The following is a 24338-nucleotide window of genomic DNA, read 5'->3' on the forward strand; positions in this document are numbered from 1 at the left end:
ATTCAAGAAAGTCATAAAATTCATTTATAGTGAATTATAGCATATTCGAACAATGATTACTTTAACTTTATACCCTTATCCTAGCACTAATAAAGTGAAATGTATGGGACTTACACTAAGATAAGAAAAAATTTATAAATAATTAACTTGGAATTAATATTAATAATATAGAAGATACAAAAATGATTTGATTTTGAGTAGTTCAGAATTTACTTTTTTAGGTGAGAATAAATTTATCAACAACTTTAAAATGTGTATAATAGAGATATTGAAAAAAAGGAGCGATACATTTTGAATGCGAATGAGTTGTTCAATAAAATAAGAGTTAAACAAGTTATAGGAACTTTAGATATAGATATCACTGATATTACTACAGATTCTCGAACTGCTAGTGGAGAAAGTATCTTTGTAGCTTCTAAGGGATATACTGTAGATAGTCATAGATTTTGTCAAAACGTCATTGACCAAGGAACTAAAATTATAGTTGTAAACCGTAAGCAAGAAGTTAAAGGAGAAGTCACACAAGTTATTGTACCTGATACTTTAAGAGTAGCCAGTATATTAGCGCATACATTATTTGATTATCCAAGTCAACAACTCACTACCTTTGGCGTCACTGGTACAAATGGTAAAACTTCAATCGCGACAATGATTCACTTAATTTATAGAGGATTAGACAAAAATAGTGCGTATTTAGGTACGAATGGATTTCAAATTAATGAAGAAAAAACAAAAGGGGCAAATACTACTCCTGAAACTGTATTGCTTACTAAGAAAATTAAGCAAGCTATAGATAGTAAAGCTGAAGCAATGACTATGGAAGTCTCAAGTCATGGATTAGCTCTAGGACGATTAAGAGGGGTAGAATTTGATGTAGCTATTTTTTCAAATTTAACCCAAGATCATTTAGACTTTCATGGCACAATGGAAGCTTATGGACATGCTAAATCATTACTATTTAGTCAATTAGGTGAAGATTTATCAAAAGAAAAGTATGTGGTATTAAATAATGATGATGATTTCTCTAAATATTTAGAAACGGTAACACCATTTGAAATATTGACATATGGTATAGATAATGAAGCACAGTTTATGCCTCAAAATATCAAAGAATCTTTACAAGGTGTACAATTTGATTTTGCGACTCCATTTGGCACGTATCATGTTTCATCACCCTATGTAGGTAAATTTAATATCTCAAATCTTATGGCAGCTATGATAGCAGTGTGGAGTAAAGGAGTCGATTTCAAAGATATCGTAGAAGTGGTGAAATCTTTAGAACCTGTTGAAGGGCGTCTAGAGGTTTTAGATCCATCACTTCCAATCGATTTAATTATTGATTATGCACATACTGCTGATGGTATGAATAAACTGATTGATGCAGTGCAACCTTTTGTTAAACAAAAGCTCATCTTTTTAGTAGGCATGGCTGGCGAACGTGATTTAACAAAAACGCCTGAAATGGGGGCTGTTGCATGTCGAGCAGACTATGTTATTTTTACACCTGACAATCCAGCAGATGACGATCCTAAAATGTTGACTGCAGAACTTGCTAAAGGTGCAACACATAATAACTATGTAGAATTTGAAGATCGAGCTGAAGGCATTAAACATGCTATAGAAGTCGCGAATCCAGGTGATACAGTTGTACTTGCTTCTAAAGGCAGAGAACCTTATCAAATTATGTCAGGACACGTGAAAGTGCCACATCGTGACGATTTAATTGGTTTAGAAGCTGCGTATAAAAAGTTTGGAAAATCCAACTATGATCATTAAGCAACTTTCTGAACAAAATGAAATAATCAATGTATATCTATATGAAAATGTGGATCATTCTTATTATATGATAGCTATTCCAGATATGTTTTGGTCTGTAGAATTAAATGTACAACTCAATGAACAGGAAATAAATGAAGAGTTAATAATGCAATTATTTACATTTAAAGAAGAAAGTGAAGCATTGCGTATAGCTTCTCAGTTATCTAAGTGGATAATAAAGGATTTAAAGGAGAATAATGAATGAGTTTAAAAGAAGAAATAGAATCAAGAAAGACGTTTGCTATTATCTCACACCCGGATGCTGGTAAAACGACGCTAACTGAAAAATTATTATATTTTAGTGGTGCTATTCGTGAAGCGGGTACTGTAAAAGGGAAAAAAACAGGGAAATTTGCAACCAGTGACTGGATGAAAGTGGAACAAGAACGTGGTATTTCTGTGACCAGTTCAGTCATGCAATTTGATTATGATGATTATAAAATTAATATTCTAGATACACCAGGACACGAAGACTTTTCTGAAGATACATACCGAACATTAATGGCGGTTGATAGTGCAGTAATGGTTATCGATTGTGCGAAAGGGATCGAACCCCAAACATTAAAATTATTTAAAGTATGTAAAATGAGAGGCATTCCTATCTTTACTTTTATCAACAAATTAGACCGTGTAGGTAAAGAACCATTTGAACTATTAGAAGAAATTGAAGAAACATTAAATATTGACACCTATCCAATGAATTGGCCAATAGGAATGGGTCAAAACTTTTTTGGTATTATCGATCGTGAGTCTAAAACTATTGAACCTTTTAGAGATGAAGAGAATGTATTACATTTAAATGATGAGTATGAACTTAAAGAAGAACACACTATTAGCAATGATAGTGATTTCGAACAAGCGATTGAAGAGTTTATGTTAGTTGAAGAAGCTGGCGAAAAATTTGATAATGAAGCATTATTAAATGGTGATTTAACTCCTGTATTCTTTGGATCAGCATTGGCTAATTTCGGGGTTCAGAATTTCTTGAATGCATATGTAGATTATGCGCCCATGCCTAATGCTCGTCAGACAAATGAAGAAGTTGAAGTTAGCCCGTTTGATGACGAGTTCTCAGGTTTTATATTTAAAATTCAAGCGAATATGGATCCTAAACATAGAGATAGAATTGCTTTTATGAGAGTAGTTAGTGGTGCGTTTGAAAGAGGTATGGATGTGACCCTACAACGTACTAATAAAAAACAAAAAATCACACGTTCTACCTCTTTTATGGCAGATGATAAAGAAACTGTCAATCACGCTGTAGCTGGAGATATTATTGGATTATACGATACAGGTAACTACCAAATTGGTGATACATTAGTTGGAGGTAAACAAAAATTTAACTTCCAAGATTTACCGCAATTTACACCTGAAATTTTCATGAAAGTCTCTGCTAAAAATGTAATGAAACAAAAACATTTCCATAAAGGAATTGAACAGCTTGTGCAAGAAGGTGCGATTCAATATTATAAAACACTTCATACGAATCAAATTATTCTCGGTGCAGTGGGTCAATTACAATTTGAAGTATTCGAGCACAGAATGAAAAATGAATACAATGTAGATGTCGTCATGGAACCTGTAGGTAGAAAAATTGCACGTTGGATTGAAAATGAAGAGGATATTCAAGATAAGATGAACACGTCACGTTCTATTTTAGTGAAAGACAGATATGATAAGTTTGTTTTCTTATTTGAAAATGAGTTTGCTACACGTTGGTTTGAAGAAAAATTCCCAGATATTAAACTATATAGTTTATTATAAAAAAATGACAATATAAGGTTTAAGTTAAAATAATAATAAAGATATACAATAATTTTAGCTTTAACATTGTTTATATATATCAAATCTGGTTATAATACTCTTAACAAATAAATACCTATGGCTTAATGTCAGGGGGGAGTAACTTGAGAATTTGAGATGCTATATTACTAACATCTTAAATTCAGCATTTTATCGTCATTACGAAGTTGATACTTCCGGTAAAATGAGCAAATTTGCTAAGTGAGACCTTTGCTATGAATTAGCATAGGTCTTTTTATTTGTAAAAAATAAATAAAGGAGCTGTCTTTTCATGGATCCAAGCTTAATTTTACCTTATTTGTGGGTAATATTAGTGTTAGTATTTTTAGAAGGATTACTAGCAGCAGATAACGCGGTTGTAATGGCAGTAATGGTTAAGCATTTACCACCAGAACAGCGTAAAAAAGCATTATTCTATGGTTTACTAGGAGCATTTATTTTCCGTTTTATTGCTTTATTTTTAATTAGTATTATTGTGAATTTCTGGTTTATTCAAGCGATTGGTGCTGCATACTTAATTTTCATGTCTATTAGAAATCTTTGGAATTTCTTCCATAAGAAAGATGAAGAGGAACAAGTTGGGGATGAACATCATTATGATGAAACTGGCGCTGAAAAGAAAGTAAGTGCTGGAAAATTTTGGGCTACCGTATTTAAAGTAGAGTTTGCTGACATTGCCTTTGCAATTGATTCTATGTTAGCAGCGATGGCTATTGCAGTGACACTTCCTAAGATGGGCATTCATTTTGGCGGTATGGATTTAGGCCAATTTGGAGTTATGTTCATCGGTGGTATGATTGGTGTTATTTTAATGCGTTTTGCAGCAACATGGTTTGTTGATTTATTAAATAAATATCCTGGTTTAGAAGGTGCCGCTTTCGCAATCGTTGGCTGGGTAGGTATTAAATTAGTAGTTATCGTATTAGCTCATCCAGATATTGGCGTATTATCAGAAGAGTTCCCACATAGTACGTTATGGCAAGCAATCTTCTGGACTGTAATGATTTTATTAGTTGTTATTGGATGGTTAACATCAGTACGAAAAAATAAAAAGAATGCTAAGCATTAGATGTAATCGATACCTTTTGAAGTTTTTTTATAAAAGACTTCAAAAGGTTTTTTCAATTAATAACTATTTGTCAAATATTTTTAGAAAATATTTGACAATCGTTTGCTTATTAACACTAATGATATTAAAATTTAAGTAATATATAAATAAATTAAGATAGATATATAACCACATAAAAGTAAATCATTTTTTAGTGATATATATTGTGATTTCAAGGTTAGGAGTGGGCATCTTTGGATAATGATAAAAAACAAGTGATACCGCGTAGTAAATATGGGCGTAAACGTCACGAATACTTTCATAATGAAGAACGTGAGGAACGTATTGAACGTGAAAGACAAAAGCGTGAACATTTAGCAGAAAAAGAACAGCATCAAGCAAAAGTAAATGAAGAACGTGTCAAAGATAATTTAAGAAAAGCTAGAATTGAGAAATTAACACAAGAAGAAATTCAACAACAACAACATTTAGCTAAGTTAAGATCAAAAAGAGATGCATCAAACACAGCTAAGAAAAATAATAGGCATCATTTAACTCTGCCTGAAGAACAACACCTTAAACAAGAAGACATACATAATGAGGAATTGAAACAGCAAAAACCAATTTCGAGTAATGGCTCAAAAAGTGAAAATGAAACGAATAAATCTATAGAACCAACTTATAGTAGATTGAATAAAAATAATGAATCTCGTCCAAAGTCTAAACAAGAAAAAGACAATCAACATAATGATACAATTAAAACACAATCTAAACATCCAACAATCACTGAAGAATCATACACTTCAACTAAGGATAAAGAATCAATCCATACTGAGAAAGAACAAATTTCAACTCAGCAACGTTCAACTCAAGTAGAACATACTAAGAGTGAACAATCAAAGCACATATCTAATTCTGATAAGAATACGACAGAAAATATATCGGATCAACAATCTCATGAATCACATGAACAATCATCAAATGATACAAAAAATAAAGTCGTTGACTTTTTAAAAGAACATTGGATTAAAATTTTAATCGCAATTGCGTTAATATTAATTTTAGTTTTAGTAAAAGCTATTTTTACTGAACCTTCACAAGAACAACATTCAAATCAAACACATACACAAGATAAGAAGTACACAACAACTATGAAAAACGCTAATAATACTGTCAGATCAGTGGTAACAGTAGAAAGTGACGCACCTAAGAATACTTCAGTTCAAAAAACAAATTCAAAATTAGATAGTGAACTTGGCTCAGGTGTCGTCTACAAAACTGTAGGCGATACTTTTTTTGTATTAACAAATACACATATTGTTGGTGAAGCAGATAAAGTTAAGATTACATATGGAGAGAATAAAAGTATAAAAGGTGACGTGGTCGGAAAGGATAAATGGTCAGATATTGCAGTAGTGAAAGCAAAAATCAATGATAAAAATATTAATTCTATCCATATTGGAAATTCAGATAAATTAGTTTTAGGGGAATCGATATTAATTGTAGGTAATCCTCTAGGAGAAGAGTTTAGAAATACGGTATCAAAAGGGATTATTTCGGGGCTAAATCGGTTGGTTCCTGTTGATTTTGATAAAGATAATAAAAATGATGAATTGATGCAAACGTTCCAAATTGATGCTTCTGTTAATCCAGGAAATTCAGGTGGAGCTGTAGTTAATAAAGATGGAGAGCTTATTGGTATCGTTTCATTAAAAATTAATATGCCAAGTATAGAAGGAATGGGTTTTGCTATTCCCATTAATGAAGCTAAATCAATCGCTAAAGAGCTTGAGAAAAATGGGAAAGTAAATTACCCCAATACTGGAATAGCTTTAGAAAATGTAAATGATTTAAATCATTATGAACGCTCACTTTTAAAATTACCTAATGATATAAATTATGGGATTTTAGTGAAAAAATTAAAAGATGACGGTTTAGGTAAAAAATCAGGTTTAAAAATTGGTGATGTCATTGTAAAATTAGAAGGTAAAACATTAAAAGATAATTTGCAGTATAGACACATCCTGTTTAACCATCGACAAGATTTAAAAACGTTAACCGCTAAAATTTACAGAGATGGAAATATTCAAGATATAGAAATTAATTTGAAATGACATTGAGGTGACAAACTAATGTCTATTTTCAGTAAATTATTCAAAAAATCAACGCCTCAACAAGGTATTGTTTTATATTATTTAATTGCAATTGTCGTTGCATTTTTATTACTCAATTTACCTTTTGTACATAAACCTGGCGTGAAGGTGAGTCCTATAGATACATTGTTTGTAGCTGTATCTGGAATTAGTGTGACCGGTTTAACGCCAGTCAGTATTATTGATACCTATTCATCATTTGGCCAACTTATCATTTTAATTATCTTAAACATCGGTGGCATAGGTGTAATGGCGATAGGTACAGTGTTGTGGGTAGTACTTGGTAAACATATTGGTATGCGCGAACGTCAACTTATCATGCTTGATAATAATAAAGACACAATGAGTGGGACAGTTAAGCTTATTATTGAAATTGTTAAAACCATCATGACTATCGAAATTGTAGGTGCACTCTTGCTTGCATTTTATTTTTACAGAGACAATCCTGATTTAAAAAATGCTTTAATGCAAGGTTTGTTTGTATCTATTTCAGCTACTACAAATGGTGGGTTAGATATTACTGGCCAATCACTAGTTCCATATGCCAAAGATTACTTTGTACAAACTATTGTAATGTTTTTAATTATTCTTGGGTCAATTGGTTTTCCAGTATTACTTGAAATCAGAGCTTATATACGAAATAGAGTAAGTCATTTTAGATTTTCTTTATTTACTAAAATTACAACAACGACTTACTTTTTCTTATTTATATTTGGATTTTTATCTATTTTAGCACTTGAGTATAATCATGCATTCAAAGGATATAATTGGCATCAATCTTTATTCTATGCATTATTTCAATCTGCAACTACACGTAGTGCTGGATTACAAACCATTGATGTGACACACTTTAATGATGCAACAAATGTCATTATGAGTATTCTCATGTTTATTGGATCTTCTCCGAGTTCAGTAGGAGGAGGTATTCGAACAACAACATTTGCGATACTTATTTTATTTGTAATTAATTTTAATAACAATACAGAAAAATCATCGATTAAAGTATTTAATAGAGAAATTCATACCATCGATATACAACGTTCTTTTGCTGTGTTTATAATGGCGACAGTACTTACTTTTGTAAGTATCATTATTATATTAGCATCAGAAGCCAATAATTTATCATTCTTACAGGTGTTTTTTGAAGTCATGTCTGCATTTGGAACATGTGGCTTATCACTTGGGGTGACAGATAATATTAGCAGTATTACCAAGGTCGTCTTAATGCTTCTTATGTTTATAGGACGTGTCGGTTTAATATCATTTATTATTATGATATCTGGTCGTAAAGAACCTGATAAATTTAGTTATCCAAAAGAGAGAATTCAAATTGGATAACTAAAAAAGGAAAGTGGGATACATTCATTTTGAATTCGTTATCCCACTCTTTTTTGTATGTAGATAGTTATGTTTTAAATAAAAAAAGAATATCGTTATTGAAATGAATCGTGATACCAATTAAAAAAACCTTTTCTTAGTTTTAGCAACTAAGAAAAGGTTTTTATCCATGAAAGATAAGTAATAAAATGATGGCAACAATTTGACCTAAAGACGATGTAACAATACGTCTTGTATACTGATAACTCAATGATAATATGACTTGAGCTATAAAGATAAAAATAACAATCCACCATTTATCAAGATAGATAAATAAAGAACTAGAACATAATGCAGGTATTAAAATTGTTAGCCAGCGAGGTAGTCTAAATTTATTTAACTCTTTTTGTAAGACAGCACGCATGTATAACTCATGACAAGAGATGACAAATAAGATAGTAACTAACATTTGCCATTTAAAATATACACCTGTTCTTGATAACTCTTTAATTAATTCGGTATAAGTAATTTGTGACGATATAAGTGAAAATATAAGTTGTATTATCACTAATACAACACCTGTGATTACGCCCACACCAATAGAGGTTAATAGACGTTTTGATGTGATATCACGTTGATAAAATACATAACTAATGCCAGCAATTAACATTATACCAGTATATAAATACCAATATTCTTGATGTTCTCCCCACATTATAAATAAGATAAGATGAAATACAATAAAACTTGCAACAAACCAAATTAAGGGTTTAGATGTATTTTTCATTTAATATTAACCTTCTTATTCAACGATTTTATATCGTTTGTGATTAATAACTGTTTTTTCAGGTAAATCTAGTTCATTAAAATTTTCCATAATTGTCAAATCAACAATAACTGAATTATCATTAATTTTTTCAACACGGCCTCTTAAACCGTCATAAAATTCTACAATATTTCCAACTTCTGCAACAGTCATTTCGAGTCCTCCTCAAATTATAGCTAGACTATATTGTACTAAAATTTACACTACAAATAAACAAATATATACTAAAATCAGAAAATATTATATTATTTTTGAAAATAATGCCATAATTAAGTTAAATAATCGATAGTGGAAGATATATTGCATTATTAAATTTTAAAAGAAAGAGAAAGGTGAGAGCTATGAAATTTGTAAGTAATAATAATATTACTGATCCTACAATTAACTTAGCCATGGAAGAATATGTACTTAAATATTTACCTGCAGATGATAGTTACTTTTTATTTTATGTTAATGAACCCTCAATCATTGTAGGTAAAAATCAAAATACAATTGAAGAAGTTAATAAACAGTATGTAGATGAGCATCATATTCATGTTGTACGACGAATTTCTGGAGGAGGGGCTGTGTATCATGATAAAGGCAATTTGAATTTTAGCTTTGTAACGAGTGATGATGGTAACAGTTTTCATAACTTTAAGAAATTCACTGAGCCTATTGTTCAAGCTTTACAATCTATGGGTGTAGATGCAGAAATGACAGGCCGTAATGACATTCAAGTAGGCGCAGCTAAAATTTCTGGAAATGCTATGGTTAAGGTTAAAAATCGTATGTTTAGTCATGGTACATTAATGCTAAATAGTGATTTAGAAGAAGTACAAAACGCATTAAAAGTGAATCCTAAAAAAATTCAATCTAAAGGCGTGAAGTCTGTACGTAAACGCGTAGCAAATATTGAAGAATTTTTAGATGACTCTATTACAATTGATCAATTTAAGCAAATTATTTTAAAAAACATCTTTGGTGAGCATGAAGTAGAGGAATATCATTTAACGGAAGAAGACTGGAACAATATTAAGCAATTAAGCAATGAAAAATATCGCACTTGGGATTGGAATTATGGTAAAAATCCGAAATATAATTTTGAACGTGACGAGAAGTTTGAAAAAGGATTCATTCAAATTAAATTTGATGTCAAAAAAGGAAAAATTGAGCATGCTAAAATCTTTGGCGATTTCTTTGGAGAAGGAAATGTCAATGAATTAGAAGATGCTTTAGTAGGCACATTACACGATTATACTCATATAAAAGAAGTAATGGAAGACTATGACTTTTATCATTACTTTGGTGATATCGAGAAAGACAGTATATTGAAATTAATGGCGTATTAGTTTAAATATAAAAAAGGAGTCAAATTGTAGAAACATTGGCTCTTTTTTTATAAAAAAAACTCTTTACTTAAAAAGTAAAGAGTCAAATGACGGAAACGGAGGGATTCGAACCCTCGCGCCGCTCTCGCGACCTACACCCTTAGCAGGGGCGCCTCTTCAGCCAACTTGAGTACGTTTCCATATGGCTCCGCAGGTAGGATTCGAACCTACGACCGATCGGTTAACAGCCGATAGCTCTACCACTGAGCTACTGCGGAATAATATAACGTGTTCTTCAATCAATACAAATACAATTATATCAATAATCTTAAAATTTGCAAGAGATTATCTTTAAAAAATATACGGAACATTTACACTAAATTAATATAATCGTTCCGTATATTTTAAAAATAAACATACAGCTATTTATCTTCTAATAAAGAATAGTGTGAAAGTGCCTCAAAAATATTTAAAGATGTTTTTTCATAATCGATTGGCATATCTGGATTATTAGATTTCATTCTTGCTTGTTTATCAATCATATAGTAATAGAAAATAGAATTAGAATATTGATGCCATAAACTATGAAAAGATACATTTAATGTTAGTGCTTCTTGATTTGCAAAGATAATTTTACTCTTTCTGTTTTTTAATGGCTTAATATCAGAAATATAATGCATATTAATCCATATATTTTCTTCTAAACGGTCTGAATGTGTTGGGAAAAAGTAAGTTGGAAACAATGGTGTGAGAAGGATGGGAGGTTTACTAGTTATTCCAGCAATGCGTTGAGTTTCAGCTTTCTTGCTTAAGTAGTTATTGCCATAAAATCTACAAGATCGTTCAATAATTTTTTGAGTTTTAAAAGGACTTATTTCTCGTGAGGTATCGAATTTGAGGATTTCTGAGCCGTTCGGTTGTTGATGATCGTCAAATGTAGGTCTAATCACCATATCACCTTTACGTATGACATAAATCGTATTAGGAGGTTTATTGAACTGAGTCATAAGATCAGCTCCTTATTTAATTATTTATTATTAAACACGAAGAGTGATTAATAATATAAAATTATTATATAAAAAAAGTATATGTTGTCAAGTTATTATTTAAAAATAAAATTACACTAATTTATTTAGAAAAGTCTGAATATTCATTGATTTCAAAATAAAAAGCTTGTATACTATTTTTAAATTAATAGAAAGGTAGTGAATCTTATGTATTACAATACAAATGTTAAACATACCACACTAGAAGAATTTGTAACGACGGTGAATGATTTAGGTGTAGAACTTGTGATTGACGAAGCGTTACGTTTAGAAAGAAAGAAACAACTTGTAACATTAATTGATGAAGCTTTGGTTAATAGAAATGAAGATGATTTTAATCAATATACTACTGAATTAAAACATTTGGAGGCATTTCTCAATGAGTAAATCCGGTTCCAATGAATCACTATAAAAAGGTCTATTCTCTAAAATAAAGTGAATAGACCTTTTTAAATTATTTTCTTTTTGAATTTCCTTCTATTTTATTTTTAATCCATTTTAAGACATAGCCTGTAATAATTGTTCTCACAATACGTTTAATAAAGTTTTTCATAGTCACATTCTCCTTTTTAAAACTATTATTAATTTATACCCCATTTTCTTTAATTTAAAGAAGAAAGTTTAAAAACTTTCGCTTGTTTTTATCTGGGTATAAAAATATATCCATTATTATCAGCTTTAGTAGTAAAGATAATGATAATGCCATGAATAATCGAAACAATTGTTGGAATAAGTGTCCAAAAGAAGACCAAATGTAATACACCTTGTCCAACTTTATCTGCATAGAACTTGTGAATCCCAACACCACCTAAGAACAATGCACATAATACATATAATGTTTTGTTTACTCTCATATTATGGATGCCTCCTTATTTTTATATTGTAAGTAATTTATGACTAAAATCAAGAATGTCACTTATAAAAGAATAAGTTTATACTTACTATAATATTTAATTTCTTGTAAGAAGATGAGTATGATGTAGATGGAGGGATAAATATGATTAGAAAAGCGACACCAAGTGATAATAAGCAAATTGCAAAACTTTATTATTTAATATGGAAAGATATGGAACTTGACATTGTAAAGGAAATTTCTAAAAAACGTATGATTAATTTGCTTGAACTTAGTATAGTTAATGTACATTATCGTACCTATTATAAAAATATATGGGTATATGAAAAGAATAATGAAGTGGCCGGTTGTATTATCGCTTATGATGGTTCAAAAGAAATGGAGTACGAAGAACAATGGAACCAACTGCCTCTTGAAGAAGATATCAGATTAGTTGGAACACCTTTACCTATAAAAGAAGCTAAAAATGATGAGTGGTATATTGAAGCAGTGGTCACATCGCCTGATTATAGAGGACAAGGTATTGCGACACAATTGTTGGAACACTTGATCACCACAAGTTTTAATAAAAAATGGAGTTTAAATTGTGATTATAATAATGAGAAAGCACTTAAACTTTATAAACAACTAGGTTTCAAATGGGTTGAAGATATTAATTTATATGGCCATGATTATCTACATATGATATATATATAATAATAAAAAAACTAGCATTGTTAAAACACAATGCTAGTTAAAACAAATTAGATTCCACCTAAAAGTGCGCTGATATAAATACCCAAAGCGTACAAAATACCAAAGACTGTATTCGTTTTGCCAGTCGCTGCCATCGCTGGCATCATGCTTGCTGGTGTATCATTTTTATTAAAACGACGAATTGCTTTGATTGGCATTGGGAATGAGAATAATACTAACAAGTAGAATAATGAGCCGCCTGATTTGAATAAAGCAGTAAATATTACGATTAAGTAAGCTAAGATATACATTGCTGCCATAAACGTAATAGAAGCTTTTTTACCTAATAAAATAGATAAGGTTTTACGACCACTTGCTTTATCTTTAACACGGTCACGAATGTTATTAGCCATATTAATTAACCCGATTGTAATGACAATAGGTAAGCTAATCCAAACAATAAAACCATTCACATTACCTGTTTGAATAAAGAATGCAAGTAAAATGATAATCATACCCATAAATAATCCGGAGAATAATTCACCAAATGGCGTCCATGAAATAGGAATAGGTCCACCAGTATATAAATAACCAATTGCCATACATACAATACCAACTGGAATAATCCAAAATGAACTATTAACAGCTAGATATATACCAAGTAAAGCGGCAATAATATAAAAAGCAATTGCTAGATTCATGACAAGTTTTGGACTCATACCATTTCGAACAATCGCGCCACCGATGCCTACAGATGTATGATCGTCTAATCCTTTTTTAAAATCATAATATTCATTAAACATATTAGTCGCTGCTTGAATTAAAAGGCATGCGATTAACATTGCTAAGAATAGGCTGAATTTAATATGATCTTGACTGCCCAGTAAGAAAAGTTTAGCTGTCGCTGTTCCTACTAATACAGGGACAATAGACGCGGTTAAAGTATGAGGTCTCATTAAATGCCAATATTTTCTAACAGTTGAATATTGTTGATATTGATCTGCCATAATGTAATCTACCTCTTATAATATAAAGTTTTAACATATGTATTTTATAGGAATAGGTAAGAAAGGTCAATCAACGTGAAATATTTCTCTAAATTGATTAAGCAATTATGATACGATGAATAACGAAAAATGTTACAATACTTTAATGAGTAAAAAAAGATAATGAAAGAAGTGAAATGAATGGCTGCCAACCTAATGGAAGACAAAATTATGGAATCTATATATGAAAGCAATAAAAACTGGGTTTCTGTTGAAGTCGTGTTAAATAAATCTTTAACACCAAGTGAATTATTTAATTTAACTGAAAAACAAGCTGGAGATCGATTTTATTTGCGATTAAACGATAATATGTCTTCATTTTTCGGCTATCATGCAATTCAAAGATTTAAGAATAACTTTGAAAATAAACAATCTATCTTTCGGGAATGGGAAAAATTTAAAAACGATGTAGAACTAATTCATGTTAATACGCAAAAGCATCACCTTAAAATAGTAGGGGGATTCCAATTTTCAAATCATAAGTCTGATGATGAGTGGCGTGAATTTGGGATTAATCATTTTGTGGTACCTGAAGTACTTATTTCTTCAGTTAACAATCAAACCATTTTGACATATACAGTTGAAAAAGCTCAATTTGAAATGGAAAAATTAAATCAAATTATTAATTATTTTGAAAATACTCAAGTCGATACGACAGAACGAGAGACAGCTTTAGGCAATGTAACACGCATGGAAGATATTTATGTTGATGAGTGGAAAGATCTTGTAAGTCATACGATTGAACAACTTGATAAAGATCAAAAAGTAGTGCTTGCGAGACGTCGTTTAATTAAGTTTGATAAGCCAATTAGTATTCCTTATGTACTTAATCGTGCGTTAAACAATGAGAAAAATAGTTACTTATTTATTCTAGAGTCTAACCAATCTGTATTCTTCTCTCAAACACCAGAGCAATTATTAAAAGTTGAAGACGGTGTATTATCTACGAAGGCTGTAGCAGGAACCATTCCTCGAACACAAGATGCTGAAAAAGATGAAAAAAATGTTCAAGCATTTCTACAAGACAGTAAAAATCTAGGTGAACATCAATTTGTCGTTAGAAGTATTTTAAATGATATTGAACCTTATGTAGAAAATGTAGAGTACAATCAAAAACCTAATATTTTAAAAAATGATCATATGTATCATTTGTATACTGAAATAAAAGGAACATTATTGAATCATTCGTATATTAGTTTAATTGATGAGTTGCATCCTACACCTGCCTTAGGTGGTTATCCTAAGAAAGAAGCAGTTGATTATATTGAAAAAAATGAGTTTGGCACACGAGGATTATATGGGTCTCCAGTTGGATATATCGATGTAGATGATGATTGTGAATTTATTGTGGCTATTCGTTCTATGTTAATTAAACAAAATCAAACTACTTTATTTGCAGGTTGTGGTATCGTAAAAGATTCTAATGCTGAAAGTGAAGTTGAAGAAACGTCGGTGAAATTTTCACCAATGATGAATGCTTTAGGAGTAGTGAATGAGAATGAATCATAAAGAAGCTTTAACTAAACAAGTTTATACATTTGCATCAGAGTTATATGCCTATGGTGTGCGAGAAGTCGTTATTAGTCCGGGCTCACGTTCGACTCCTTTAGCGATTGCATTTGAAGCGCATCCAAATATAAAAACTTGGATACATCCTGATGAACGTAGCGCAGCTTTTTTTGCTTTAGGATTAATTAAAGGAAGCGAACGTCCAGTTGCGATTTTATGTACTTCTGGAACAGCGGCTGCTAATTACACGCCAGCTATAGCCGAAAGTCAAATCAGCCGTATACCGCTTATAGTATTAACTAGCGATCGTCCACACGAACTTAGAAGTGTAGGCGCACCACAAGCGATTAACCAAGTCAATATGTTTGCAAATTATATTAACTTCCAATTTGATATGCCTGTAGCTGATGGCAGTCAAGAAATGCTCAATACTATCAATTATCAAATGCAAATTGCAAGTCAATATTTATATGGTCCACACCGTGGTCCAATACATTTTAATTTACCATTTAGAGAACCGTTAACACCAGATCTTGAAATGACTGAGAATTTAAAATCTGAACATAAAATATTGCCTCATTATCAAAAAAATATAGATATACAAGATATAAAAAATGTATTAAAAGATAAGAAAGGTCTTATTATTGTAGGGGATATGCAGCACCAAGCAGTCGATCAAATTTTAACTTACGCTACAATTCATGATTTACCAATTCTTGCAGATCCACTTAGTCAATTACGCAAGTTTAACCATCCTAATGTTATTACAACATATGATTTATTATACCGTTCTCATTTAAATATTGATGCTGATTTTATTATACGTGTAGGTAAACCAGTTATTTCTAAAAAATTAAATCAATGGCTTACACGCACAAATGCATTTCAAATATTAGTTCAAAATAATGATAAAATTGATGTATTTCCAACACCGCCACACATCTCATATGAAATATCAGCAAATGATTTCTTCAGAAGTTTAGTGAATGAACCAACAGTAAATCGTAAGGATTGGATTGAACGTTGGCAATCTATAGAAGCACAATCTCGTAAAGCAATCACTCAACATATGTCTCAAGCGACAGATGAATCAGCATTTGTAAGTACACTGATTCAAAAACTCACTAAAGATGATGCATTATTTGTAAGTAATAGTATGCCTATTCGTGATGTAGATAATTTATTATTTGATAGTGAAGTAGAAGTGTATGCTAATCGAGGTGCAAATGGTATTGATGGCGTTATTTCTACTGCTTTAGGTATGGCAGTACATAAAAGAGTGACATTACTGATTGGAGATTTAGCTTTTTATCATGATATGAATGGATTATTAATGGCTAAATTAAACGATATTCATATTAATATTGTTATACTTAACAACGATGGTGGAGGTATATTTTCTTATTTGCCTCAAAAAACAGCAGCAGAGCAATACTTTGAACGTCTATTTGGTACACCAACTGGACTAAATTTTGAGTATACTGCCATGTTATATGATTTTTCATTTAAACGTTTGAATAATATTACCGATTTTTCTCAAGTATCATTTTCAAATATGAATTCATATATATATGAAATGATTACAAATCGTGAAGATAACTTAGAACAACATCAACTTTTATATCAGAAATTGAGTGAGATTTTAAATGTTACATTATAATTTTTATAAATCTGATCATCCAAGCAATCAATTATTAATTTTACTTCATGGTTTTATTAGTGATAGTCAAACGTATATGAATCATATAGAGGCTTTTCTTACTCAATGTAATATTTTAACTATTGATTTACCTGGACATGGCAAAGATGACTCACCTATAGATCAAACATGGGACTTTCCGTATATAACGGAACAAATAAATCGAGTTTTATCTCAATTTGAGAAATATAAATTCAGTTTATTAGGCTATTCAATGGGTGGGCGCGTAGCACTTTACTATACAATATATGGTCAATATGGAATCAAACAGTTAATATTAGAAAGTACATCGCCAGGCATTGCTGACGAAGCCTTACGTAAAGAACGACAGGCTATCGATCAAGCACGTGGACGTGTATTAGAAATAGCTGGAATTGAAGTGTTTGTAAATGATTGGGAAAAACTCCCTTTATTTCAAACACAATATCTATTAGATGATAATAAAAAACAGGCAATGCGTCGTATGCGACTTTCGCAGGATCCTAATAAATTAGCGAAAGCTTTAAGAGATTATGGGACTGGACATATGCCTAATTTATGGGGAGATATTAAGCGTATAAAAAGTGATTGCCTTATTCTAGCAGGAGAATTAGATGAAAAATTCGTTAATACTGCTAAAAAAATGGCACAAGAAATTAAAAACTATCAAATTCGTATTTTAAAAAATGTAGGTCACACAATTCATGTGGAAGATGAAGCGGAATTTGATACAATAGTATTAGGCTTTTTAAAGGAGGAGCAAAATGACTAGACAGTGGGAAACACTAAAAGAATATGATGAAATTAAATATGAATTCTTCGAAGGAATTGCAAAAGTAACAATTAACCGACCAGAAGTACGTAATGCATTTACACCTAAAACAGTAGCTGAAATGATTGATGCATTTACTAGAGCACGTGATGATCAAAATGTTTCTGTTATTATCTTAACAGGTGAAGGCGATAAAGCGTTTTGTTCAGGCGGAGATCAAAAGAAACGTGGACATGGTGGTTATGTTGGTGAAGACCAAATTCCTCGTTTAAATGTATTGGATTTACAACGTTTAATTCGTGTTATTCCTAAACCAGTTATTGCAATGGTTAGAGGTTATGCAATTGGTGGAGGTAACGTATTAAATGTAGTATGTGACTTAACAATTGCTGCAGATAATGCAATCTTTGGTCAAACTGGACCTAAAGTAGGTTCATTTGATGCTGGTTATGGTTCAGGATACTTAGCTCGTATCGTAGGCCACAAAAAAGCACGTGAAATTTGGTACTTATGTCGTCAATACAATGCTCAAGAGGCATTAGAAATGGGCTTAGTTAATACTGTAGTACCTTTAGATAAAGTAGAAGATGAAACAGTAGCTTGGTGTAAAGACATTATGAAACATTCACCAACAGCATTACGTTTCTTAAAAGCTGCAATGAATGCAGATACAGATGGTTTAGCTGGTTTACAACAAATGGCTGGAGATGCTACATTACTGTATTATACTACTGATGAAGCAAAAGAAGGTCGTGACGCATTTAAAGAAAAACGCGATCCTGATTTTGATCAATTCCCTAAATTCCCATAAACAATAGTAATAAAAAAACGCAAAATTGACTTAGTCAATCTTGCGTTTTTTTTAATTATCTAACACGTTAGGATAGTGTTCTTTTAAATATAATTCTAAACGACGCATACCTTCTTTTAAGACGTTCATTTCATAAGCATAAGAAATACGAATATAGCCTTTTCCTATATCTGTGAAAGAAGAGCCTGGCACCATCGCAACATGTGCCTCTTCCAGTACATTGACACAAAAGTCAAAATCATTATTAGTGAATCGTTTAATACTTGGGAAAATATAAAATGCACCTTCAGGTTGAGCTTCAAGTTCGAATCCTAGAGATAACAATTTAGCTTTTAAATAATCACGGCGTTCAATATAAGCTTCGTTCATATATTTTGGTGCTTCTAAGCCCTCATTTAATGCAGTGATACAAGCAATTTGAGCAGGGACATTAGCACAAATACAGTTATATGCATGCATGAAAGTTAATTTTTCAATTAAATATTCAGGACCGATTAAAAAACCGATACGGATGCCTGTCGCTGAATGTGATTTACTTAAGCCACCAATGAGTAATAGTTGGTCACGTATCTCTTCATATTCTGCGAAAGAAGTATGTGTTCCTGTAAACGTATTTTCAGCATATATTTCATCACTGATAATAAATATTTCTTTAGTTTTTAAATAATGTACAAGGGCTTCAACTTCTGAGCGCTCTAATATAACACCAGTTGGATTAGTAGGGTAATTTAATAAAATTGCTTTAGTTTGATTAGTAAAGTAAGTTTCAATTAGCTCAGGTGTTACCTTAAAGTCAGAATGTGTGGTATCAATATAAATAGGTTTACCACCTAAAGTTTCAACTAATGGAATATATCCGGCATAAATAGGACCAGGGATTAAAATTTCATCTCCAGGTTCGATTATACTTCTTAGCGATGTATCTAACGCTTCACTTGCACCGTTTGTAACAATAATTTCTTCTTCGCTATAAAAAAATCCATATCTACGTTTAAAATATTGACTAATCGCTTGACGCGTTTCAGTAAGACCTTTGTTATGTGAATAACTTGTTTTATCTTCACTTATTGCATTAATATATGCTTGCTTAACCACATCAGGCATTGGAAAATCAGGTTGGCCAATAGTTAAATTAACACAGTCGTCAATATTTTTTATTCGACTTGAAAACTGTCGGATACTTGGCGCTCTTAAAAACTTAGAATTTGAATTTAAAGTTAATTTCATATTTACACCTCTAAATATAATCATTCAAAGTATTATGACCTCATTACTTTGAAATAGAATATAATTATCATATCATATTTTTATTTATAATATTTAATTAATAAAATCTCATTTTCTCTCAATTTAAATAGAAAAATTAGAAATCGTGTATAATGAATAGATAATATCATATTATTAAAATGAATTTAGTCAATTTATTGAATAGTATTGTCTAATTATAAAATTAACTTTATAATATAAACAATTACTAGAGTGGAGTAGAACAGCTATGTATAATCAACTAGAAAAACTTATTACCCTAACAAACAATGATCTTAATTTAGTAAATAGACGCTTTGGCCAACGGACTGATATAACAAATGACCAACTGGAATTATTAAGAATTCTTTATAACTATGATCGATTATCACAATATGATTTAACAATGAAGATTAGTAGAGAGCAGTCCATTGTATCTCGTTGGATAAAGAAATTAGTTCATAAAGGTTATATTACAAGTCAACAGTCACACGAAGATTTACGTTGTAAGGATTTATGTTTAACAACTGAAGCTAGAGATTTAATTAAACAAATCAATATAGCAAGATGTGAATTAATCGAAGCGAGATGTCAATGTTTAACAGAAGAGGAAATCAATAATTTGAATCATCTTTTAAATAAACTTAATAGTCGTCATCTTTATATCTAACATAGCACCCATCTTATTGTTCTTTATAACATAGTCCAATAAGATGGGTGCTTGTATGAAATATAAAATTTAGAGCAAAAAAGAATCTGAGACAGAAATAAGTGTCTCAGATTCTTTTAAGTATGGGTAGGCGATAACTGAAGGGCAACTGAATTCAGTCTCACTCCCAAGTAGTATTATTGATTAAATACTGGTATTTCAAAATATTTACCAACTGAATTAATTTGATCGTATAAGTATTTTAAACCTTCAGCATTCACATTTGCCCAATTAATATCAGTAGCATATTGATGTGTACCAGGTTGATCAGGATTCCAACGCATTTTATAAAGTGTATTTTGACCAGATTTAATATAATCTTGAGCAATAAATTTAGCTCCATCAATAATAGCTTTAGAAATACTATTCCAGCCAGATCGTTTTGCGTAATTAATTCCATTTACAAGTGGTGCATAATCATAAGCACCAATACCATATACATTATAGTATTTAATAGGGGAATTAGAAACGACTTGATTATTAACCAAATTTGCACCTTTAGCAAGTTTAGATTGGCCATTACCCGTTTCAAGTAGGGCATGAGCAATTAAGTAAATTTCATTAACACCTGTCAATTTTGCAGCATTAGCAAATGCTTGACCTTGGTTTTCTAACATTCCCTTACCTTTAAGTAGTCGATTTAAACGATCTACAGATAATGATTGTGGGCGATCTAAACGTAAAAATTGATATTTTAAAGTTGGATGTTTAGCAAGTGTTTTCGCGTTCATCGCATTTTTAATTTCACTATACGTTGCATTTGACCAACCGCTATTATTACGTTGAACTTGTGGTGGTGCACCGTAAACATTTTGTTGAATTTTAGTGACATCATCAAGTGTTCTATAGTTTTTAGATAGTTTAACTAATTGTTGTTGTAAATCGCTTTTCTTAATCCATACTGATTTACCATTACTTAATTTACCATAATACCAAGTGATACCATTTACTACTTTTCGTTTTGTAACTTGAAAAATTTGTTCATTAAATGGCTTGAGTAAGTACCCTTTAGCTGAAGTAGGGTCGTCATAGTAAAAACTATTACCATTAGTTATAACTAAATCATCGTTATAGTCTTCTACTGTATCGAAAGATGAAGCGTTAGTTAAATCTTTTAGTGCAATCCAACCTGTTTGATTATTAACTGTACCGTATAAATACGTTTTACCATCAACAATTGTCGATTTAGAAGCTGTGAAAGTTTGATTAGCAATGTTGTTTTTATCTAATCGTTGTTGATTAGTGCCCCAAGCAATCGTATACAAGCCCTTATTATTTTGATTGACAGTATAAGTACCTTTCACTTTTTGTTCTTTATCTAAATTTTTAATATTTAAGTCTTTAACATTATACCAACCTAATGGGGTATTTCCAGAAGTACTAGATAATAAAACATATGTATTATCATCTAATTTTTTTTCTTTAGTTACAACATATGTTTTGTTAGCATATTGCTTTGCATGCTTACCACTTGTATCGTAAATACTTGAACGTATACCATCATTTGTTGAATTTACTTGAGCAATTTTTGAAACAGTTTGAACACTACTTGTTTTTTGACTCGTTTTTACAGTTTGAACATCGTCTGATAAAATCCAGCCCCAAACATTATTGATAACACCGTGAAGATACGTATTTGAGCCTACTTTTAAAGCGTCTATAGATTTTAGAACATCTCCCTTTGAAGGAACGGTTGCTTTAATTTGAGACGAACTGCCCCAAGGTGTTTCATATATATTACTATTTCCTTTGATATTGTAATTTTTAATACCATCATTTATAGGTGTTGTAGTTTGAATATTAATTTCTGATGAAGGAATCCAACCGTGTGATTGATTACCATTAAAGTCAGAAATCAAATAAAAGTTTTTATTATTTAATGTCGCTTTTTTAGTTACACGATAAGTATTACCGTTAATAGAAGGATTTATTTTTCCTGATGAGTCATATACTGTTGTGTAAGCACCACTATTTTTTTTAGCTACTTGTCCTAAAGTGTTATTTAATTGAGAAACATTAAGTACATTAGTTGTATCCGCTTTGTTTTGAATATCATTTAAATAATATTTACTTACCCAACCAGTTAAACCATTTACTGAACCATATACATAAGTTGATTTACCTACTTGTTGTGATGCACTCGCTTTAAATGGAGATTGATTTGATTTAGATACTGTTCCAGCAATTTGATTATAATTACCCCATGGAACCGTGTATAGTGTCGTTCCAGGTTTAATAGTATACGATTTATTTACTTTTGTTTTAGAAGTAGTAGTATTATAAATCGTTTCATTTTGTTTAACCCATCCATATAATTTTCCACTATTATAATCGGATACTAGGTAATATTTGTCTTTACCAAGCTGTGCAGATTTTGTAACTGCTAAAGTATTATGAACTTGATTCGTTGTTTTTCCCTTAGAATCATATACAGTAGTATAAAGACCGCTATTATCTGATTTAATTTGAGCTAAGCCATTATTAGATGTTACTGTTAATTTTTTATTATTTACACTTGGTTTAGTAGTAGGAGTTGAATTATTTGTAGATGTTGTACCCCATGGTGCAACTTTACCCATTTTAATTAAATATTTTTCGTTAATTAAATCATATAATTCATCATAACTATAATTATGATTACTCAAGTAGGCATGTGGATCAGCGTGATCTGTACCTCCAAGATAACGACTAATAGCATAATGAGTCCATACTGTTCCTTTAGCATCATATTCAGCACTATCTGGTTTTAATCCATAATATTGTAATTGTGTAGCAGCGTAATCTGCATAGTTATTCATTGAACGTGCAAATGAAGCATAATCATGTGTATGAACAATTTCAACATTAATAAAACGATTATTTCCATATGGTCCAGCTCCCCAAGATAAATAATCAGTAGGGGCAGTTTCAATAATACGATTTCCATCTACAAATGCATGTACAAACGCATTTGTATAATTATTTCTCATATAATTAATTTCGCCTTCAATCGTTGAATTGTCATTTGCAGTATCATGCACGACGATGCCTTCAGGTTTTCCTACTCCATTTCGATACCCATATTTAGGGAAGTAAGATGTATAATGTTCTTCAATCGAAGGAGCTTTCAAATTATTTGAGCGAATATAATTATTGATTGAAGATTTAACTTGTGGTACATATTTTGGTAGTGAAGAAGTAGTTGAATATGTACTTACTGTAGCTGGACCACCTTTTCCACCGATACCTTTATACACTGATGATGTAGAGTCAGAGACAGATGCATCATTTGATTGAGTTGAAGTTGTAGTTTTATTATTAACATTCGTATTATTTAAAGCTGAACTGTATGCACGTACTTTTAAAGTATTATGCATTGGTGAAGTTTGAGTATTATTATTTTGAAGAGTAGTATCTTCATTATTAACTGTAGTGTTGTCTGATTTATTTGATAAATTGTTAGACGTACTGTCACTTTCTGTAGTAGAAGTAGAAGATGTTGATACTTTATTATTGTCATTATTTGTCGTTGACGTATCATCATCTACTTTTTGTTGCTTATTATTAACGAAAGTAGTGCTTGATTGAGTTTTTGATATGCTATTGTTTTGACTATCTACGTTATTTAATGTTGTTTTAGGCTCATCTGTATTTAACTTTTGTGTATTTGAAACTTGAGCACTTTCATTATGAGTTGGTTGTGTTTCAGTAGTTACATGATTTGAATTTATTTTATTATT

The 24338-nt window shown here is 31.0% G+C and carries 22 protein-coding genes, 2 tRNA genes and 1 riboswitch; of the genes, 14 read left to right on the forward strand and 10 right to left on the reverse strand.

Features of this window, described 5'->3' with window-relative positions; all coding sequences use genetic code 11:
• Positions 1-291: 291 nt before the first annotated feature.
• The 6 genes from HMPREF2578_RS07545 (at position 292) to HMPREF2578_RS07570 (ending at position 8160) form a co-directional block, all read left to right on the forward strand.
• Positions 292-1776: a UDP-N-acetylmuramoyl-L-alanyl-D-glutamate--L-lysine ligase gene (locus HMPREF2578_RS07545; RefSeq protein WP_048762297.1), complete on the forward strand. Its 1485-nt coding sequence runs from the start codon at positions 292-294 to the stop codon at positions 1774-1776.
• Complete coding sequence (locus HMPREF2578_RS07550; RefSeq protein WP_017175800.1) at positions 1766-2023, forward strand: YueH family protein; 258 nt, start codon at positions 1766-1768, stop codon at positions 2021-2023. Before HMPREF2578_RS07545 ends, HMPREF2578_RS07550 begins: the two co-directional genes overlap by 11 nt.
• Entirely contained in the window at positions 2020-3582 is a 1563-nt protein-coding gene (locus tag HMPREF2578_RS07555; RefSeq protein ID WP_070508355.1) for a peptide chain release factor 3, read from the forward strand. The genes HMPREF2578_RS07550 and HMPREF2578_RS07555 overlap by 4 nt, the downstream gene beginning before the upstream one ends.
• Before the next feature lie 121 nt (positions 3583-3703).
• Positions 3704-3836, forward strand: a riboswitch (yybP-ykoY riboswitch).
• Positions 3837-3892: 56 nt separating this feature from the next.
• The gene (locus HMPREF2578_RS07560) at positions 3893-4690 is read left to right on the forward strand and encodes a TerC family protein (RefSeq protein WP_017175798.1); all 798 of its coding nucleotides are present in this window, start codon (positions 3893-3895) and stop codon (positions 4688-4690) included.
• Between the two features lie 233 nt (positions 4691-4923).
• On the forward strand, positions 4924-6783 hold the full coding sequence (locus HMPREF2578_RS07565) for a trypsin-like peptidase domain-containing protein (RefSeq protein WP_019835285.1): 1860 nt from the start codon (positions 4924-4926) through the stop codon (positions 6781-6783).
• An 18-nt stretch (positions 6784-6801) separates the two neighbouring features.
• Positions 6802-8160 carry a TrkH family potassium uptake protein gene (locus HMPREF2578_RS07570; protein WP_048679996.1) on the forward strand — a complete coding sequence of 453 codons (1359 nt, stop codon included), beginning with the start codon at positions 6802-6804 and terminating at the stop codon, positions 8158-8160.
• A 163-nt stretch (positions 8161-8323) separates the two neighbouring features.
• On the opposite strand, the gene HMPREF2578_RS07575 is transcribed toward HMPREF2578_RS07570, so the two are convergent.
• Positions 8324-8926 (reverse strand): CPBP family glutamic-type intramembrane protease, encoded by a 603-nt coding sequence (locus tag HMPREF2578_RS07575; RefSeq protein WP_070508356.1) that lies wholly within the window; start codon positions 8924-8926, stop codon positions 8324-8326.
• Positions 8927-8941: 15 nt separating this feature from the next.
• Positions 8942-9118: a YkvS family protein gene (locus tag HMPREF2578_RS07580; RefSeq protein ID WP_002448045.1), complete on the reverse strand. Its 177-nt coding sequence runs from the start codon at positions 9116-9118 to the stop codon at positions 8942-8944.
• Between the two features lie 188 nt (positions 9119-9306).
• Between HMPREF2578_RS07580 and HMPREF2578_RS07585 the strand changes: the two genes are divergently transcribed.
• Positions 9307-10296, forward strand: a complete 990-nt coding sequence (locus HMPREF2578_RS07585) for a lipoate--protein ligase (protein WP_049416368.1) — start codon at positions 9307-9309, stop codon at positions 10294-10296.
• Positions 10297-10386: 90 nt separating this feature from the next.
• Here the strand turns inward: HMPREF2578_RS07585 and HMPREF2578_RS07590 are convergent.
• The 3 genes from HMPREF2578_RS07590 to HMPREF2578_RS07600 all read right to left on the reverse strand — a co-directional run bounded on the left by HMPREF2578_RS07590 (position 10387) and on the right by HMPREF2578_RS07600 (position 11282).
• Positions 10387-10475 (reverse strand) — tRNA-Ser (locus tag HMPREF2578_RS07590).
• Between the two features lie 3 nt (positions 10476-10478).
• A tRNA-Asn gene (locus HMPREF2578_RS07595) sits at positions 10479-10553 on the reverse strand.
• Positions 10554-10697: 144 nt separating this feature from the next.
• Entirely contained in the window at positions 10698-11282 is a 585-nt protein-coding gene (locus HMPREF2578_RS07600; protein ID WP_017175793.1) for a competence protein ComK, read from the reverse strand.
• 207 nt (positions 11283-11489) lie between these two features.
• Between HMPREF2578_RS07600 and HMPREF2578_RS07605 the strand changes: the two genes are divergently transcribed.
• A complete protein-coding gene (locus tag HMPREF2578_RS07605) occupies positions 11490-11708 on the forward strand; it encodes an IDEAL domain-containing protein (RefSeq protein ID WP_002488353.1) in 219 nt (72 codons plus the stop codon).
• A 67-nt stretch (positions 11709-11775) separates the two neighbouring features.
• Here the strand turns inward: HMPREF2578_RS07605 and HMPREF2578_RS11330 are convergent, their stop codons facing one another.
• Positions 11776-11874 carry an SAR1012 family small protein gene (locus HMPREF2578_RS11330; RefSeq protein WP_017175792.1) on the reverse strand — a complete coding sequence of 33 codons (99 nt, stop codon included), beginning with the start codon at positions 11872-11874 and terminating at the stop codon, positions 11776-11778.
• A gap of 88 nt (positions 11875-11962) precedes the next feature.
• Positions 11963-12175, reverse strand: a complete 213-nt coding sequence (locus HMPREF2578_RS07610; RefSeq protein WP_017175791.1) for a TM2 domain-containing protein — start codon at positions 12173-12175, stop codon at positions 11963-11965.
• Positions 12176-12318: 143 nt separating this feature from the next.
• Here HMPREF2578_RS07610 and HMPREF2578_RS07615 point away from each other — a divergent pair, with 143 nt between their 5' ends.
• Entirely contained in the window at positions 12319-12870 is a 552-nt protein-coding gene (locus HMPREF2578_RS07615) for a GNAT family N-acetyltransferase (RefSeq protein ID WP_017175790.1), read from the forward strand.
• Between the two features lie 47 nt (positions 12871-12917).
• Here HMPREF2578_RS07615 and HMPREF2578_RS07620 read toward each other — a convergent pair whose 3' ends face one another.
• Positions 12918-13856 (reverse strand): 1,4-dihydroxy-2-naphthoate polyprenyltransferase, encoded by a 939-nt coding sequence (locus HMPREF2578_RS07620; protein ID WP_049379560.1) that lies wholly within the window; start codon positions 13854-13856, stop codon positions 12918-12920.
• Positions 13857-14036: 180 nt separating this feature from the next.
• On the opposite strand from HMPREF2578_RS07620, the gene HMPREF2578_RS07625 reads away from it, so the two are divergent.
• From HMPREF2578_RS07625 to menB, 4 genes are read left to right on the forward strand one after another with little or no spacing between them, the layout of a single operon-like run.
• Positions 14037-15404 (forward strand): isochorismate synthase, encoded by a 1368-nt coding sequence (locus HMPREF2578_RS07625; RefSeq protein WP_017175788.1) that lies wholly within the window; start codon positions 14037-14039, stop codon positions 15402-15404.
• Positions 15394-17064: a 2-succinyl-5-enolpyruvyl-6-hydroxy-3-cyclohexene-1-carboxylic-acid synthase gene (gene menD, locus HMPREF2578_RS07630; protein WP_025987184.1), complete on the forward strand. Its 1671-nt coding sequence runs from the start codon at positions 15394-15396 to the stop codon at positions 17062-17064. The genes HMPREF2578_RS07625 and menD overlap by 11 nt, the downstream gene beginning before the upstream one ends.
• Entirely contained in the window at positions 17051-17854 is an 804-nt protein-coding gene (gene menH / locus HMPREF2578_RS07635) for a 2-succinyl-6-hydroxy-2,4-cyclohexadiene-1-carboxylate synthase (RefSeq protein ID WP_049416162.1), read from the forward strand. Before menD ends, menH begins: the two co-directional genes overlap by 14 nt.
• Positions 17847-18665: a 1,4-dihydroxy-2-naphthoyl-CoA synthase gene (gene menB, locus HMPREF2578_RS07640; RefSeq protein ID WP_002448062.1), complete on the forward strand. Its 819-nt coding sequence runs from the start codon at positions 17847-17849 to the stop codon at positions 18663-18665. The genes menH and menB overlap by 8 nt, the downstream gene beginning before the upstream one ends.
• Positions 18666-18716: 51 nt before the next feature.
• On the opposite strand, the gene HMPREF2578_RS07645 is transcribed toward menB, so the two are convergent.
• Positions 18717-19892: an aminotransferase class I/II-fold pyridoxal phosphate-dependent enzyme gene (locus HMPREF2578_RS07645; protein WP_019835348.1), complete on the reverse strand. Its 1176-nt coding sequence runs from the start codon at positions 19890-19892 to the stop codon at positions 18717-18719.
• A 268-nt stretch (positions 19893-20160) separates the two neighbouring features.
• Here HMPREF2578_RS07645 and HMPREF2578_RS07650 point away from each other — a divergent pair, with 268 nt between their 5' ends.
• A complete protein-coding gene (locus HMPREF2578_RS07650; protein WP_002448073.1) occupies positions 20161-20580 on the forward strand; it encodes a MarR family transcriptional regulator in 420 nt (139 codons plus the stop codon).
• 176 nt (positions 20581-20756) lie between these two features.
• Here the strand turns inward: HMPREF2578_RS07650 and HMPREF2578_RS07655 are convergent.
• Positions 20757-24338: N-acetylmuramoyl-L-alanine amidase (locus HMPREF2578_RS07655; protein ID WP_070508357.1), on the reverse strand; the 3582-nt coding region annotated here is incomplete at its 5' end.

The organism is Staphylococcus sp. HMSC072H03, assembly GCF_001809305.1.
Lineage (GTDB): Bacteria > Bacillota > Bacilli > Staphylococcales > Staphylococcaceae > Staphylococcus > Staphylococcus hominis.

What these genes read in the sequence shown, in the direction of transcription:
- HMPREF2578_RS07550 (WP_017175800.1), top strand. Translation starts at nt 1,766, where the DNA reads ATGATCATTAAGCAACTTTCTGAACAAAATGAAATAATCAATGTATAT.
- HMPREF2578_RS07555 (WP_070508355.1), top strand. Translation starts at nt 2,020, where the DNA reads ATGAGTTTAAAAGAAGAAATAGAATCAAGAAAGACGTTTGCTATTATC.
- HMPREF2578_RS07560 (WP_017175798.1), top strand. Translation starts at nt 3,893, where the DNA reads ATGGATCCAAGCTTAATTTTACCTTATTTGTGGGTAATATTAGTGTTA.
- HMPREF2578_RS07570 (WP_048679996.1), top strand. Translation starts at nt 6,802, where the DNA reads ATGTCTATTTTCAGTAAATTATTCAAAAAATCAACGCCTCAACAAGGT.
- HMPREF2578_RS07575 (WP_070508356.1), bottom strand. Translation starts at nt 8,926, where the DNA reads ATGAAAAATACATCTAAACCCTTAATTTGGTTTGTTGCAAGTTTTATT.
- HMPREF2578_RS07580 (WP_002448045.1), bottom strand. Translation starts at nt 9,118, where the DNA reads ATGACTGTTGCAGAAGTTGGAAATATTGTAGAATTTTATGACGGTTTA.
- HMPREF2578_RS07585 (WP_049416368.1), top strand. Translation starts at nt 9,307, where the DNA reads ATGAAATTTGTAAGTAATAATAATATTACTGATCCTACAATTAACTTA.
- HMPREF2578_RS07600 (WP_017175793.1), bottom strand. Translation starts at nt 11,282, where the DNA reads ATGACTCAGTTCAATAAACCTCCTAATACGATTTATGTCATACGTAAA.
- HMPREF2578_RS07605 (WP_002488353.1), top strand. Translation starts at nt 11,490, where the DNA reads ATGTATTACAATACAAATGTTAAACATACCACACTAGAAGAATTTGTA.
- HMPREF2578_RS11330 (WP_017175792.1), bottom strand. Translation starts at nt 11,874, where the DNA reads ATGAAAAACTTTATTAAACGTATTGTGAGAACAATTATTACAGGCTAT.
- HMPREF2578_RS07610 (WP_017175791.1), bottom strand. Translation starts at nt 12,175, where the DNA reads ATGAGAGTAAACAAAACATTATATGTATTATGTGCATTGTTCTTAGGT.
- HMPREF2578_RS07615 (WP_017175790.1), top strand. Translation starts at nt 12,319, where the DNA reads ATGATTAGAAAAGCGACACCAAGTGATAATAAGCAAATTGCAAAACTT.
- HMPREF2578_RS07620 (WP_049379560.1), bottom strand. Translation starts at nt 13,856, where the DNA reads ATGGCAGATCAATATCAACAATATTCAACTGTTAGAAAATATTGGCAT.
- HMPREF2578_RS07625 (WP_017175788.1), top strand. Translation starts at nt 14,037, where the DNA reads ATGGCTGCCAACCTAATGGAAGACAAAATTATGGAATCTATATATGAA.
- menD (WP_025987184.1), top strand. Translation starts at nt 15,394, where the DNA reads ATGAATCATAAAGAAGCTTTAACTAAACAAGTTTATACATTTGCATCA.
- menH (WP_049416162.1), top strand. Translation starts at nt 17,051, where the DNA reads ATGTTACATTATAATTTTTATAAATCTGATCATCCAAGCAATCAATTA.
- menB (WP_002448062.1), top strand. Translation starts at nt 17,847, where the DNA reads ATGACTAGACAGTGGGAAACACTAAAAGAATATGATGAAATTAAATAT.
- HMPREF2578_RS07645 (WP_019835348.1), bottom strand. Translation starts at nt 19,892, where the DNA reads ATGAAATTAACTTTAAATTCAAATTCTAAGTTTTTAAGAGCGCCAAGT.
- HMPREF2578_RS07650 (WP_002448073.1), top strand. Translation starts at nt 20,161, where the DNA reads ATGTATAATCAACTAGAAAAACTTATTACCCTAACAAACAATGATCTT.